General features: G+C 66.7%; 11 protein-coding genes and 1 pseudogene. 5 read left to right on the forward strand and 7 right to left on the reverse strand.

The window, feature by feature from the left end:
* Positions 1 to 97: 97 nt before the first annotated feature.
* Entirely contained in the window at positions 98 to 625 is a 528-nt protein-coding gene (gene pal / locus B4920_RS17640) for a peptidoglycan-associated lipoprotein Pal (RefSeq protein WP_079435933.1), read from the forward strand.
* Between the two features lie 81 nt (positions 626 to 706).
* Here pal and B4920_RS17645 read toward each other — a convergent pair whose 3' ends face one another.
* The 3 genes from B4920_RS17645 to B4920_RS17655 all read right to left on the reverse strand — a co-directional run bounded on the left by B4920_RS17645 (position 707) and on the right by B4920_RS17655 (position 2,450).
* Entirely contained in the window at positions 707 to 1,072 is a 366-nt protein-coding gene (locus B4920_RS17645) for a hypothetical protein (protein ID WP_079435934.1), read from the reverse strand.
* A 105-nt stretch (positions 1,073 to 1,177) separates the two neighbouring features.
* The gene (locus B4920_RS17650; RefSeq protein WP_216819935.1) at positions 1,178 to 1,957 is read right to left on the reverse strand and encodes a gamma-glutamyl-gamma-aminobutyrate hydrolase family protein; all 780 of its coding nucleotides are present in this window, start codon (positions 1,955 to 1,957) and stop codon (positions 1,178 to 1,180) included.
* A 37-nt stretch (positions 1,958 to 1,994) separates the two neighbouring features.
* Positions 1,995 to 2,450 carry a MarR family winged helix-turn-helix transcriptional regulator gene (locus tag B4920_RS17655; protein WP_216819937.1) on the reverse strand — a complete coding sequence of 152 codons (456 nt, stop codon included), beginning with the start codon at positions 2,448 to 2,450 and terminating at the stop codon, positions 1,995 to 1,997.
* Positions 2,451 to 2,621: 171 nt separating this feature from the next.
* Here B4920_RS17655 and B4920_RS17660 point away from each other — a divergent pair, with 171 nt between their 5' ends.
* Complete coding sequence (locus tag B4920_RS17660) at positions 2,622 to 3,236, forward strand: hypothetical protein (protein WP_079435937.1); 615 nt, start codon at positions 2,622 to 2,624, stop codon at positions 3,234 to 3,236.
* Here B4920_RS17660 and purT read toward each other — a convergent pair.
* Together purT and B4920_RS17670 are read right to left on the reverse strand one after the other, a co-directional pair.
* Positions 3,211 to 4,431, reverse strand: coding sequence for a formate-dependent phosphoribosylglycinamide formyltransferase (gene purT, locus B4920_RS17665; protein ID WP_079435938.1), 1,221 nt, complete (start codon positions 4,429 to 4,431; stop codon positions 3,211 to 3,213). The two genes, B4920_RS17660 and purT, sit on opposite strands and share 26 nt — an antisense overlap.
* Before the next feature lie 84 nt (positions 4,432 to 4,515).
* On the reverse strand, positions 4,516 to 6,147 hold the full coding sequence (locus B4920_RS17670; protein ID WP_079435939.1) for a methyl-accepting chemotaxis protein: 1,632 nt from the start codon (positions 6,145 to 6,147) through the stop codon (positions 4,516 to 4,518).
* Between the two features lie 228 nt (positions 6,148 to 6,375).
* Here B4920_RS17670 and B4920_RS30995 point away from each other — a divergent pair.
* Positions 6,376 to 6,474: pseudogene (locus B4920_RS30995) on the forward strand (hypothetical protein); the annotation flags it as partial.
* A gap of 184 nt (positions 6,475 to 6,658) precedes the next feature.
* Positions 6,659 to 8,500, forward strand: coding sequence for a DNA mismatch repair endonuclease MutL (gene mutL / locus B4920_RS17675; RefSeq protein ID WP_079435940.1), 1,842 nt, complete (start codon positions 6,659 to 6,661; stop codon positions 8,498 to 8,500).
* 34 nt (positions 8,501 to 8,534) lie between these two features.
* Here the strand turns inward: mutL and B4920_RS17680 are convergent, their stop codons facing one another.
* Both B4920_RS17680 and B4920_RS17685 read right to left on the reverse strand, forming a co-directional pair.
* Positions 8,535 to 10,673: a bifunctional diguanylate cyclase/phosphodiesterase gene (locus B4920_RS17680; protein WP_161493328.1), complete on the reverse strand. Its 2,139-nt coding sequence runs from the start codon at positions 10,671 to 10,673 to the stop codon at positions 8,535 to 8,537.
* Between the two features lie 41 nt (positions 10,674 to 10,714).
* Positions 10,715 to 11,491 carry a hypothetical protein gene (locus B4920_RS17685; RefSeq protein ID WP_079435942.1) on the reverse strand — a complete coding sequence of 259 codons (777 nt, stop codon included), beginning with the start codon at positions 11,489 to 11,491 and terminating at the stop codon, positions 10,715 to 10,717.
* 537 nt (positions 11,492 to 12,028) lie between these two features.
* Between B4920_RS17685 and B4920_RS17690 the strand changes: the two genes are divergently transcribed.
* Positions 12,029 to 12,757 (forward strand): pseudouridine synthase, encoded by a 729-nt coding sequence (locus B4920_RS17690; protein WP_079435943.1) that lies wholly within the window; start codon positions 12,029 to 12,031, stop codon positions 12,755 to 12,757.
* Positions 12,758 to 12,759: the final 2 nt, after the last annotated feature.

Raw genomic sequence — 12,759 nt, forward strand, 5'->3', positions numbered from 1 at the left:
CGCCTGCCCGGACGGCCCGCCTGCCCCACGGGCAGCATGGCCGCGCACACCCACGCCATTCCCACCGTTTTCCTCCCACCACTCCTGGAGTCACTCCATGAACAAGTCCCTCCTGTCCACCCTGGCCTGCAGCCTTGTGCTGGCCGCCTGCTCGACCACCGCGCAAAAACCGGCCGCCTCGACCGAGCAGCCGGTCTCCGCGGCCCAGGCCGCCCCCGCTCCCGTTGCCGCGCCCGGCCTGTCCGCCGCTGAACTGGAAGCCCAGAAGCTGAAGGCTCAGCGTGAAGAACTGGCCAAAAAGAGTGTTTACTTCGCCTTCGACAAGTTCGCCGTCGAAGCCAAGTACCACGATGTGGTCAAGCAGCAGTCCGATTTCCTGAAAGGCCACGCCAATGATGCGGTGACCGTGGAAGGCAACGCCGACGAACGCGGCAGCCGCGAATACAACCTGGCCCTCGGCCAGAAGCGCGCCGAGTCCGTGCGCAAGGCACTGGTGCTGCAGGGCGTGCCCGATGCCCGCATCGAGGCGGTCAGCTTCGGCTCCGAGAAGCCGCGTGAAAGCTGTGCCGAAGAGCGCTGCTGGGCCGAAAACCGCCGCGTCGACTTCCAGCACAAGGACAAGTAAGCAGCAGTTTGGCGGCTCCCCGTGGGCACGCGTGCCAGCCCTTGCCGGTGCGCTCCCCTACGGGTTGCCCGTATCCCCCAGTCAGCCCGTCTTCCCCGGCGTTTCCGGGGCTCCGGACCGATGCTCCCCGGCCTCCGCCCACAGGGCCCGGGCAAATGTCTTCCAGATCAGTCCGCCATGGCTCTCGAAGCCGGTGCTGGCGCTCTCCTCCATCGTGCGCAGCATCAGGGCCGCCAGGCCGAACAGCTCGACCTTGGCGAGCAACTGGTAGTCGATGGGCCTGACCATCGCCCGCTGAACATCCGACGGGACATGCTCGATCGCTTCCCGGGCCAGCGCCCGCACCTGCTCCGCATTGCTCCAGTCGATACCGAGGGCCACCCCCCTGCGCTCGATCTCGCGTTCGATGTCCTGGGTGTCCTGCAGATAGTTCTCGAAACCGGCCATTGAATGATTCCTGCTGATGAGGCGACCCCGACGGCCGTCTCGTTGTGCGACTTTTAGATGGAACCTGCCCGGCCTGATTGGTTCCAGCGCAGGCGGCGAATGCGCTCAGCGCCCCCGTGCCGCGGCGTGGAAGGCGTCGAGCAGCGGCACGCAGTCGAGCAGATCCGTGCGGCCCGGCGTGTGGAACTCCGGATGCCACTGGACCCCCACCACAAAACTTCTCCCCGTGTGGCGGATCGCCTCGACCATGCCGTCATCCGACGACACCGCCTCGACGACCAGATCGCGGCCCAGGGTCTTCACGCACTGGTGGTGGATGGACACCACACGCCCGCCATCGGCGCCACCGAACCAACGCTCGAACTGCCCCTTCTCCTCGAAGCGCACCGAATGGTGATGCAGGTCGTAGGCCTCGGCCTGGTGGCGGCCCGAGCCGCCGAACTGAGTCGGAATGTCCTGGTAAAGGGAGCCGCCGAAAGCCACATTGATCAGCTGCATGCCGCGGCAGATGCCGAGCACCGGCTTGCCGAGCTCAACAAACTCATGGAGCAGCTCCATCTCGTAGGCATCGCGAACCCGGTCGCCGGTCCATTCCTCCTTCAGCGGCTGCTCGCCATAGGCCTCCGGACTCACGTCCGCGCCCCCCTGCAGCACCAGGCCATCGAGGTATTCGGCGTAATCGCGCAAGCGGATGTTGCTGCGGTGGATGGGCCCGTCCTTCAGGATGGAAGGCACCATCAGCACCAGCACATCCCGCGACATGATCCACTGCGCAATCGACTGTTCGAGGACCTGCAGGGTCTTCGACTCGAGTCCCGTTGCCCCTTCCTTCGGATGAAACAGGCGGGCTGACAGCCCGATACGGATCGTCTTGTTCCTTGCCACGCTCGCTCTCCTTCCAGGGCCTGCCGCCCTGCATCGTCTACAAATCGGCCAGCGGCTTGTCGACGCTCCGCTCGTCGCGGGTCTTCAACTGACCGATGACATCGGCCAGCCCGGCATGGAGCCGTAGCAAAGCCTCCTCCGACAAACCCTGCAAGGCCTCCGGCAACACGCCTTCCGCCGGCCCCGGCGCGGCCTGCAGCACATCCGCCGCGCTGCCGCTGACCTCCAGACCCACGCGGCGCTGGTCTTCCGGCTTGCGACGCTTGCTCACCAGGCCACGGGTCTCCAGCTTATCCACCAACTGGCTGCAAGTGGACTGGTGGATCGACAGGCGTCCTGCCAGCTCCGACACGCCGACTCCCGGCGTACGGGCGATCTCGTGCAACAGCCACAGCTGGGAACCCGACACGCCGCAGCGCTGCTCGACCTCCCGGAAATGCTGCTTGACGGAACCATAGATGAGGCGGAACTGTTTGAGGATTGCGAAGGCCAAAGACTCCTCTGCAGGACCGGTGGAGCGCGCCTTGGGCGAAGAGTTTGCTGAATTCATTTGCGCAAATTATATTTATACCAATACAGTCTACTCAAGTACGAAGCGCTTTGCCGATGGCCATCGCCAGACCGGCCTCCTTCACGACAGCCCCCGAATTTCCAGGAAACACCCATGCCCGCAACCGCCCCCGGTTTGCACGACGACACCGCCGGCCCACGGCGCCGCCTTCGTGCCGCCCTCTTCCCCCTCGCCTGCGGCCTGCTGGCCACCAGCGGACTGCTGCTGACGCAAAGCGGCCTGGCCGGCGCTCCCGATCCGGGCAGCGCCATCGCCTCCAGCGCCGTGGCGGTACGCCCCACCGGCTGGCACAGCCTGGCCGGGGAGATCGCCCGCCTGGCCCGTGCCGCCGGTCTGAAGACCACCTGGCAGGACGACGCGCGGGCGGTCAACCTGACCGTCGATACGACACAGGCTTTCGACAACCGGCAAACCGAACTGAATCCCACCTACGCCGCCTTGCTCGGCGAGATCGCCCTGCTCGTGCAGGCCCGGCCGGAAATCCGCCTGATCATGACCGGCTTCGGCAATACGCCGGCCAGCCACTACAACCCGGTGCTCTTCGGCCTGCGCCTGAAGGCCTTGCAGGTCTTCTTTGCCGAGCATGGCATCGCCATCGGCCAGATCGAAACCTTCGTCAAGGATGTGGACGCGGTCGGCAGCCATGAAGCGCCGTCTGGCCGCGCAGCCGCCGGCAGGCTGATCAGCCTGCGTTTCGTACCGGCCTGACCTTGCCGGCGGCCAACTTGGCCCGCGCCCGCGCCTCTTCCACGTCGGCGCCGTTGGCCACCGCGACGCCCATCCGGCGCCGCGCAAAGGCCTCCGGCTTACCGAACAGGCGGAGGTCGGTGCGCGGCACCGCCAGGGCATCGGCCACCCCTTCAAAGACGATGCCTTCGGCTTCCATGCCACCGTAGATCACCGCCGACGCGCCCGGCTCGCGCAGGCTCACGTCCACCGGCAAGCCGAGAATGGCCCGCGCATGCAGCTCGAACTCCGAGAAGCGCTGGGAACACAGGGTGACAAGGCCAGTGTCGTGGGGGCGCGGACTGACTTCCGAGAACCACACCATGTCGCCCTTCACAAACAGCTCGACGCCAAACAGGCCGCGCCCACCGAGGTTGGCAGTGACGGCGCCGGCGATCTGCCGCGACCGCTCTAGCGCCACCGGGCTCATCGCCTGCGGCTGCCAGGATTCGACGTAGTCGCCCGACACCTGCACGTGGCCGATCGGGTCGCAGAAATAGGTCTGCACCGTTCCGGAGGCATCACAGGCGCGCACGGTGAGCTGGGTGATCTCGTAATCGAAGTCGATGAAGCCCTCGACGATGACCCGCCCCTGATTCACCCGGCCACCCGCTGCAGCGTAGTCCCAGGCCTTCTGCACGTCGTCCGGCCCCTTCAGCAGGGACTGGCCCTTGCCGGAGGACGACATCACCGGCTTGACGATGCACGGATAGCCGATCGCCGGCTGGCCATCGGTGCCGTCGATGGCGGCCTGCAGTTCGGCCAGGGAATCGGCGAAGCGATAGGGCGACGTGGCCAGCCCCAGCTCCTCGGCGGCCAGGCGGCGGATACCTTCCCGGTTCATCGTCAGGCGCGCGGCACGGGCCGTCGGGATCACCTCGGCCAGGCCCTCGGCCTCGATCTCCACCAGCGTGTCGGTGGCAATGGCTTCGATCTCCGGCACGATCAGATGGGGTTTTTCCTTTTCGACCAGCGCGCGTAGCGCGGCACCGTCGGTCATCGGGATCACATGGGCGCGATGCGCCACCTGGTGGCCGGGCGCATTCGGATAGCGGTCCACGGCAATCGTCTCGACCCCCAGGCGTTGCAGGGCAATCAACACCTCCTTGCCGAGTTCGCCGGAGCCCAGCAGCATCACGCGCAGGGCAGAGGGAGAAAGAGGGGTACCGAGTTTCATGGCGGGCTCCGCGTCGATTGAGAGGCCGCGATTATACGGACTGCCCGCCATAGCGGCGGACAGTCCGGGCTCGCCATCCCGGCGTCAGGACACGCTGAAGTGGCCGATCTGCTGCTTCAGGTTGGTGGCGATGCCCTCCAGCTGATGGGCAATCGCCGCGGTGTCGCGGATGGTGCCGGTGGAATCCTCGACCATGCCGGCGATCTGCTCGACCCGCTGGGCGATGGCCGTGCTCGCCGCGCTCTGTTCGCGGGTCGCATCGGCCACGTCGCCGACCCGCTGCAGCGTGGCCCGGGCCCCCGCCTCGATGGACTTCAGCAACTCGGCAGCGGACGAAGCCAGTTCGACCCCCTCCTGCACTTCCGGCAGCGCCGCATTCATCGCATCGACGGCCCCGCCGGTGTCGCCCTGGATACCGACGATCATCTGCTCGATCTCGGTGGTCGCTGCCGACGTGCGTTCGGCCAGCTTGCGCACTTCGTCGGCCACCACCGCGAAGCCGCGCCCCTGCTCGCCGGCCCGCGCCGCCTCGATGGCGGCGTTGAGCGCCAGCAGGTTGGTCTGGCCGGCGATCTCCTTGATCACGTTGGCGATCGACGACACCTGGCGAGCCCGTTCTTCGAGGGCCCGGATCCGCGCGGAGGCGTCGGTGACGGTATCCGAAATCTTGCGGATCGCAGAGGCCGCCAGCCCGACCCGCGTCGACCCCGCCCCGGCCAGTTCGACGGCCTCCGTCGAATAGCGCGAACTGTCGGTGGCGCTGTCCGAAATGTGGCTCGAACTGACGGTCAGCTCCTCGATGGCCGCCGCCATCGCCGACGTGGCGTCGGATTGCTGGTCGGCAGCGCCGGCAATCTGGTCCGATGCCACGGCAATGCGGCCGGCGTTATCGACCAGGCTGTCGGCCTCCCGGTTGATCTCCGCGACGAGACTACGCAGCGCCTGGACCATGGTTCCGGTGTCATGCAGCAGGCTGCCCGCCGGCGCAGCGCGCACCTCCGCGCTGAGGTCGCCTGCCGCCACCCGCTGCATCACGGCGGCCACCTCGGCGGGCTCACCGCCCAGTTGGCGCAGGATGCTCGCCCCCAGTTGCCAGCCGAGTGCGCTCAGGCCAAGCAGCAAAACGGCCGATATGCCGCCGAACACCCGGGCGATGGCCGCATAGGATTTGTCCAGATCGTCGATGTAAACGCCGGTTCCGACCGTCAGCTTCCACGGCTCGAAAGCCGCGGCATACGCCAGCCGAGGCTCGGGCGGCTGGCCTTTGGTCCGCTCCCAGGTGTATTCAACGAAGTCGCCGCCCCGGCCCGCGCCACCGATCAGTTCGCGGATCAGGAACTTGCCGTGGCTATCCTGCATGTCCCACTTGCTCTGCCCTTCGAACTCCGGCTTGATCGGATGCAGGAAGGTCAGGCCATCGGTCTGGTAAATAAAGATGTACTCGTTGCCGCTGTATCGGACACCGCGCAGGACCTCCCTGGCATTCTGGCGGGCCTGCTCGTCGGTCATCTTTCCATCCCGCGCCTGGGCGTGGAAATACTTGAGCACGCTCACCGCGCTGTCGACCTGGCTCTTCAACTTGTCCTGCCGCTCTTCGAGCATGCTCGACTTGAGTTCGTACAGAGCCGTCACGCACAGGACCAGCAAGCCGAGCAGCGCCAGGCCGACCAATATCTGGATACGCGTGGAAACACGCATGGAGCGCGCGATGTTCATTTTTTTCTCCCTTAGGTCCATGTTCCGGCAACGACTTCCACCCTCTTCCCGTTGCCGCCTCCACATTACGACCCCCATGCCATTCAATTGAATAGTTCTTTTCTATTTGGTCATCGATTTTTCGCACTTCGTTGACCAGACGCAAAGAACAGATGCACCCCGGCCACCGCGGGCACTCACGTGGCCGGAAGCATCGGCGCCAGGGACAACGGTGCCTACGTGGTCGGCATGGCGCCGGGCGTGCGCCTGACCGGCGTGAAAGTGCTCGACTGCATCGGCTCCGGCTCGACCTCCACCGTCAGCAGGGGGTCGTCACGCCGGACACGCCGAGCAAGAACGGACAAGCAATCAAGCGCCTCGACGTCCTGTCGTTCTGATCCACAGCAGATCGACGCCCTGCAGCCCAACCTTCGGTTGCAGGGGCGTTTTTGCGTTCACGGCAATCGATCCTCTCGTGGGCGAGGTGTCTCCACATTACAATGCGTGCCCTCCCCCGCGCACGATCCACTCCATGCCCATCCAGCTTCTCCCCGACCACCTGATCAACCAGATCGCCGCCGGCGAGGTGGTGGAACGGCCGGCCTCGGTACTCAAGGAAGTGCTGGAAAATGCCATGGACGCTGCCTCCACGGTGGTCGAGGTGCAGCTGGAACAAGGTGGCGTGCGGCGCATCCGGGTGGCCGACGATGGCTGCGGCATTCCGAAGGAAGAGCTGCCACTGGCCCTGGAACGCCACGCCACCAGCAAGATCGGCAGCCTCGACGACCTGGAGCACGTCGGCACGATGGGCTTCCGCGGCGAGGCGCTGGCGGCCATCGCCGCGGTGTCGCGGATGAGCATCACCAGCCGCGCCGACGGCGCCCCCCACGCCTGGCGCATCGACGCCGACCCCCGCGAACTGGCCCCCGCCGCCCTCAACCACGGCAGCGTGGTGGACGTGGCCGACCTGTATTTCAACACCCCGGCACGCCGTAAATTCCTGAAGAGCGAAGGCACCGAGTTCGCCCATTGCGACGACGTCTTCCGGCGCGTCGCGCTGGCCCGCCCCGACGTGGCCATGCAGCTGTCCCACAACGGCCGCGTCAGCCACCGGCTGCAGTCCGGCACCAAGGAGGCCCGCGTGCGCGCCCTGCTCGGCGACGACTTCCTGGCCGCCGCCCGCCTCGTCGAGGCCGAATCGGGCCTGCTCCGCCTGACCGGCTACGCCTCGCTGCCAGCCTACTCGCGCAGCAACCGGGATGCCCAGTTCTTCTATGTGAATGGCCGCTTCGTGCGCGACAAGCTGGTCACCCACGCGATCCGCGAGGCCTACGCCGACATCCTGCACGGCAGCCGCCATCCGGCCTATGTGCTGTTCCTGGAGCTGGATCCCTACGGCGTCGACGTAAATGTGCACCCGGCCAAGATCGAGGTGCGCTTCCGCGACTCCCGGGCCGTGCACCAGTTCGTCTACCACGCGCTGACCCGCGCACTGGCCGCCTCCGGGGCCGGCGGCGCGGCCGCCACCGTGGACAACGACCGTCAAGCACGGGACCTTCCCGCGCAGGCCGACGTCCGCTATCCCTCCCCCGTCGCTCCCCAGGCCGTCCATCCCTACCAGGGCCGGCTGGCGATGGAGCCGGTGTCGCGGGCCTATTTCGATTTCGCGGCGTCGGCCCGTCCCGACGCCATGGAGCCCGGCTCCGCCGGAAGCGCGACGACACCGACACAGCCGAGCCGCCTGGCGGTCTCCTTCGCACCGGAGAGCACACCGCTGCCCGCCGGTGATCTGGCACCGCCCCTCGGCTATGCACTGGCCCAGCTCCACGGAGTGTACATCCTGGCCCAGAACGACAGCGGCCTGATCCTGGTGGACATGCACGCCGCCCACGAGCGCATCCTCTACGAACGGCTCAAGACCCTGCTCGACGGCACGCCCGGCATGCAACGCCTGCTCATCCCGGCGGTGTTCGGGGTCGGCCCGAAGGACATGGCGAGTGCCGAGGAGCATGCCGAGCTGCTGGCGCGCATGGGTTTCGAGATCGGCCCCGCGGGCCCTCAGGAACTGGCTGTGCGCAGCGTACCGGCCCTGCTCGCGCGGGCACCGGTCAGCGAGCTGGTCCGCGCCCTGCTGGCCGAACTGCGCGATTACCCGGCCAGCGAGGTGGTCACCGCCCGCCGCAACGAACTGCTCGCCACCATGGCCTGCCATGGCGCGGTACGCGCCAACCGCATCCTGACGATCCCGGAAATGAACGCGCTGCTACGGGAAATGGAAGCCACCGAGCGGGCCGATCAGTGCAACCACGGCCGCCCGACTTGGACGTCCCTGAGCATGGCCGACCTGGACAAGCTGTTCCTGCGCGGGCGCTGAAGACACGCCCCGGCCTGCCGCCGGAACGGAGCCCTCAAGCCCCGCGCACAGCCTCGCAGGACCACGGCCACAAGGGCCCGCCATCCATGCTCTGCAGCTTGCCGAGCACCGTCGGCACTGGCAGCGGCCGATCGAAACGGTAGCCCTGGAACTCGTCGCAGCCCAGATCGCGCAGCAACTGATGCTGCAGGCCGGTTTCGACCCCCTCGGCGACGACGGTCAGGCCAAGGCTGTGGCCCAGGCTGATGATGGCGCGGGAGAACTGCAGGTCTTCCGAGTCCGGCTGCAATCCATCCACGAAGGACTTGTCGATCTTGATCACGTCGATCGGCAGGCTCTTCAGGTAAGCCAGGCTGGAATAGCCGGTGCCGAAATCATCCACCGCCACCGTCAGCCCCCGCGCCTTCAGCTCGGCCAGGGTGTTGATCATGCGCTGGGGGTCCGCCATCAACTGGGTTTCGGTGATTTCCAGCTCGATGCACTGGGGCGGCAACCCATGGCGTTCGAGAACACTGAACAGGCGCGCCGCAAAACCGCTGTCGCGGAACAGCTGTACCGAGCAGTTGATGGCCACCCGCGGGCACCCCAGACCGGCGCGCAGCCAGCCGTCCAGATGAGCCGCCACGCTGCGGATCACGAAGTCGGTGATCGGCACGATCAGGCCGGTCTCCTCGGCAATGCGGATGAAGCGCACCGGCGACACCGGGCCGAACTCCGCGCTGTGCCAACGTAGCAGGGCCTCCATCGCACGCAGTTCGCCATCGCGCCCGAGCCGTGGCTGGTAGACCAGGGACAGTTCGCTACGCTCGATGGCGCTGCGCAGCGCCATCTCCAGCGCCAGACGCTCGGTGGCGTTGGCGCCGATCTCGGGCGTGAAGCGGTGCACCCGCGCCCGCCCAGCCGCCTTGGCCGTATACATCGCGGCGTCCGCCTGCTGCAGCAGCTGGGGCAGATTGCGGGCGTCCTCCGGATAATGGGCCACGCCGATGCTGGAGGTCACGGTGACCTCCTTCTCGCCAAGCATCACCGGCCGGGCAATCGCCTCCTGCACCCGGGCCAGCACAGCCTCCACATTGCCGGCCTGGGCGTCGTCCTCGAGCATCAGCACGAATTCGTCGCCGCCGTAACGGGCCAGCACATCCGTGGAGCGCAGGCACTGGGACAGCCGGTAGGCCACCGTCAGCAGCAGCTTGTCACCGAACAGGTGCCCCAACGAATCGTTGATCACCTTGAAGTTGTCCAGATCGATGAAGGCCACCAGCAGGTTGTCGCCACGCCGGTCGGCCCGCCGCGCCGCCTCCTCGAAACGCTCGGCGAAACTCAGGCGGTTCAGCAGCCCGGTCAACTGGTCGCGGGTGGCCTGATAGCGCAGGCGGTTCTCGGCTTCCCGCTGGGCCGTGATGTCGCGTACCGAACCTTCGTAGTACAGGAAATTGCCATCCACGTCGCGCACGCTGTGGGCGCTCTCGGAAATCCACACGATGCTGCCGTCGCGCCGGCGCACTGCAGAGACGAAATCCCGCACCTCGCCGTCGGCCTGCATCTGGGCGATAAAGGCGGCCCGTCGCTCCGGGTCCACATAGAGCTGGCGGCCCACACTGCGCAGTTCGGCAATCAGCTGGGCCGGCGAATCGTAGCCGTAGATCGCCGCCAGCGCCGGGTTGGCCGCCAGGTACACGCCGTCCTTGGAGGTCTGGAACAACCCCTCGCTGCCTGAATCGAAAATGCTGCGATAGCGCAACTCGGCATCGGCCAGCTGCTGCTGGGCCGCCACCTCTTCGGTGATGTCCTTGATCTGCGCCTCGGTGTAGAGCACCCCATCCTCGCCGCAACGCCCGGCACCCTGCTCGCTGACCCAGCGCATGCTGCCATTGCGATGGATGATCCGGTAGTCGACCCGGTAGCGGCCTTCGGCCTGTGCCGCCTCGAGCACGTGGGCCATCAGCGGCGCCTTGTCCTCACTGGCGACGAGGCGCTCGAAGAGCGCGCCGTCCCGCATCAACACCTCCGCCGACCAGCCGCACAGGGCTTCGGCGCCTTCGCTGACGAAGGTCAGGCTGCGCTCCCCCGCCGTTCCGCTCAGCCGCCCCTGGATCACCATGCCCTCGAGCGCAGCCAGCACCCGCTCCGCCAGGGACGCATCCACCGCCCCCGCGGCGGGGACCAGCGCCATCCGCGCCGCTGCCTTGCCTGCCCCGAATGTCGCCCGTCCGTTCATGCCCTGCCCATCAATTCGTCACCGACCCGCTCGATCCACACGAACACCGTATCGATCGCCTCGGTTGCCAGCCTGTAGAAATCATCCACCGGGTAGTCGACCCGCTCTCGCAGGAACTCGGCCCGTACCACATGCACCAGCCGCTCCGCCGCCGTCCGCGCCACCAGCGCCTCGATCGGCGGCGCCATGTCCCGATAGCGCTGATTGGCCGCCACCAGCAAGGCCTCGGCCGACGAACACTGGAAGAACAGGCGCGTGCGCTTGAAAGGCGAGCAGCGCCCCGCCGCCGCAATACCGCAGCACAGGCCGCGGATCTGCCCCAACGCCTCGGCCAGCGCCGGCAGATGGCGTGAATAGGCGCTCACCAGACGATCGCGCTCCCGGTCCAGGCCGGCCCATTCGTCGGCCAGGCGTGCCGCACGCTCGAGCACCCGCTCAAGCAGACGGCAGTGGCGCAGGAAGAGCATTTCGTCGGAACTCTCATGCCGGCGCTCAACCAGCTGTTGCCAGGCCACGGCCAGGTCTTCGACAAAACCCTGCTCGCCCCCCGCCTCGGCCCCCTCCGCCTGGAGCGGACACGCCTTCAGCGCCCGCTCGACGGCAAGCGAAACGGCTGCCTGCACCGCCGGCAGCTCCACCTCAAGCCGGACGCCGCCGGCGCACAGGGCACGATGGCGCTGCACCGGGCGCAGGATGCTCAGCAGGGAACCAGTGAAACGAAAATCGGCACGGAATTGACGGAAGCCCGCCGGTGCAGCATGAACGACCGCCACCCTCAGTTCTCCCCGGACATGCCGGCAGAACTGGGGCGAACACGGACGAGCCCGGAAGATGGGCGAATAGCGGATCGAGGCGAAATCACGGCGTGTCTTCGAAGAAATTGCAGCAATTGTGCACTGCAATTACGGGGCCGGCGAAGCAATCTTTAACGACTGTGACACGGGAAAGACAATGGGATGCAAGCCCACTGGGCTCGTGGGCACGGGAGTGCCATGCGATCAACAGACCGCCGACGGATGGAAGGGCGAACCCACGGCTCCGGCACGCCACCGCAGTCAACCAGTCCAGACATGCCGAGGACGCGAGGCACGTCGGGCAACGCTCCGGCAGCGTGAAATCCAGACGCACCAATGCCTCCGCCACGACCACGATGCAGGTCACATGCCCGGAATTGGTACGCAAAGCTCATGCAGCCCGCACTGTTTTCAACACAAAGCCATGACTGGTGAATTCGGCCCCGGCTCCACCGAGGTTGCCTTCGACTTCTCCAGGCGCGAAAATGAAAAGTTATTCCGCTCTACCGCAATTCCGTGAAACTCGAACGCATTCTCCAGAACCAGGGCTTCGGCAGCCGTCGCCAGTGCCGCCAGTGGGTAGAACTCGGCGAAGTCCGCGTCAACGGCGAGGTCGTGGACGACCCCGGCGCCGAGATCGACACCACCGGTCTTGTCTTCGAAGTGGAAGGCCACAGCTGGACTTACCGCGAAAAGACCTACGTCGCCCTGCACAAACCGGCCGGCTACGAGTGTTCCCACGAACCCAAGCACCACCGCAGCGTGTATTCCCTGCTGCCGCAGCAGCTGGTGGTGCGCAACGTGCAGAGCGTCGGACGGCTCGACCAGGACACCACCGGGCTGCTGCTGTTCTCCGACGACGGCGCCTTCATCCACAACCTGTCCTCGCCCAAGAAGCACGTGCCCAAGGTGTATCGCGCCGAACTGGCCGAACCCGGCACCGATGCCCTCGTGCAGCGCCTGCTCGACGGCGTCGACCTGATCGACGAGCCCCAGCCGGTACCTGCGCTCCATGCACGCCTGCTTGCAGAGAAGACTCTGGAAATGAGCATCGACCTGGGCAAGTACCACGTCGTCAAGCGCATGATCGCCGCCGCCGGCAACCATGTAGAGCAACTCCATCGCAGCGGCTTCGGTGGCCTCAACCTCGGTGAAGGACCGCTGAGCGGCCTGTCCGAGGGCCAGTGGGTCTATCTTGAAGAGGCCGACCTCCAGCTACTGCACTCCGCCGCCAGAAAGGCCTGATC

Source organism: Zoogloea sp. LCSB751 (assembly GCF_002028455.1).
GTDB lineage: Bacteria > Pseudomonadota > Gammaproteobacteria > Burkholderiales > Rhodocyclaceae > Zoogloea.

Excerpts from the sequence above, each read along its gene's own strand:
- pal (WP_079435933.1), top strand. The coding sequence starts at position 98 with ATGAACAAGTCCCTCCTGTCCACCCTGGCCTGCAGCCTTGTGCTGGCC.
- B4920_RS17645 (WP_079435934.1), bottom strand. The coding sequence starts at position 1,072 with ATGGCCGGTTTCGAGAACTATCTGCAGGACACCCAGGACATCGAACGC.
- B4920_RS17660 (WP_079435937.1), top strand. The coding sequence starts at position 2,622 with ATGCCCGCAACCGCCCCCGGTTTGCACGACGACACCGCCGGCCCACGG.
- purT (WP_079435938.1), bottom strand. The coding sequence starts at position 4,431 with ATGAAACTCGGTACCCCTCTTTCTCCCTCTGCCCTGCGCGTGATGCTG.
- B4920_RS17670 (WP_079435939.1), bottom strand. The coding sequence starts at position 6,147 with ATGAACATCGCGCGCTCCATGCGTGTTTCCACGCGTATCCAGATATTG.
- mutL (WP_079435940.1), top strand. The coding sequence starts at position 6,659 with ATGCCCATCCAGCTTCTCCCCGACCACCTGATCAACCAGATCGCCGCC.
- B4920_RS17680 (WP_161493328.1), bottom strand. The coding sequence starts at position 10,673 with ATGGCGCTGGTCCCCGCCGCGGGGGCGGTGGATGCGTCCCTGGCGGAG.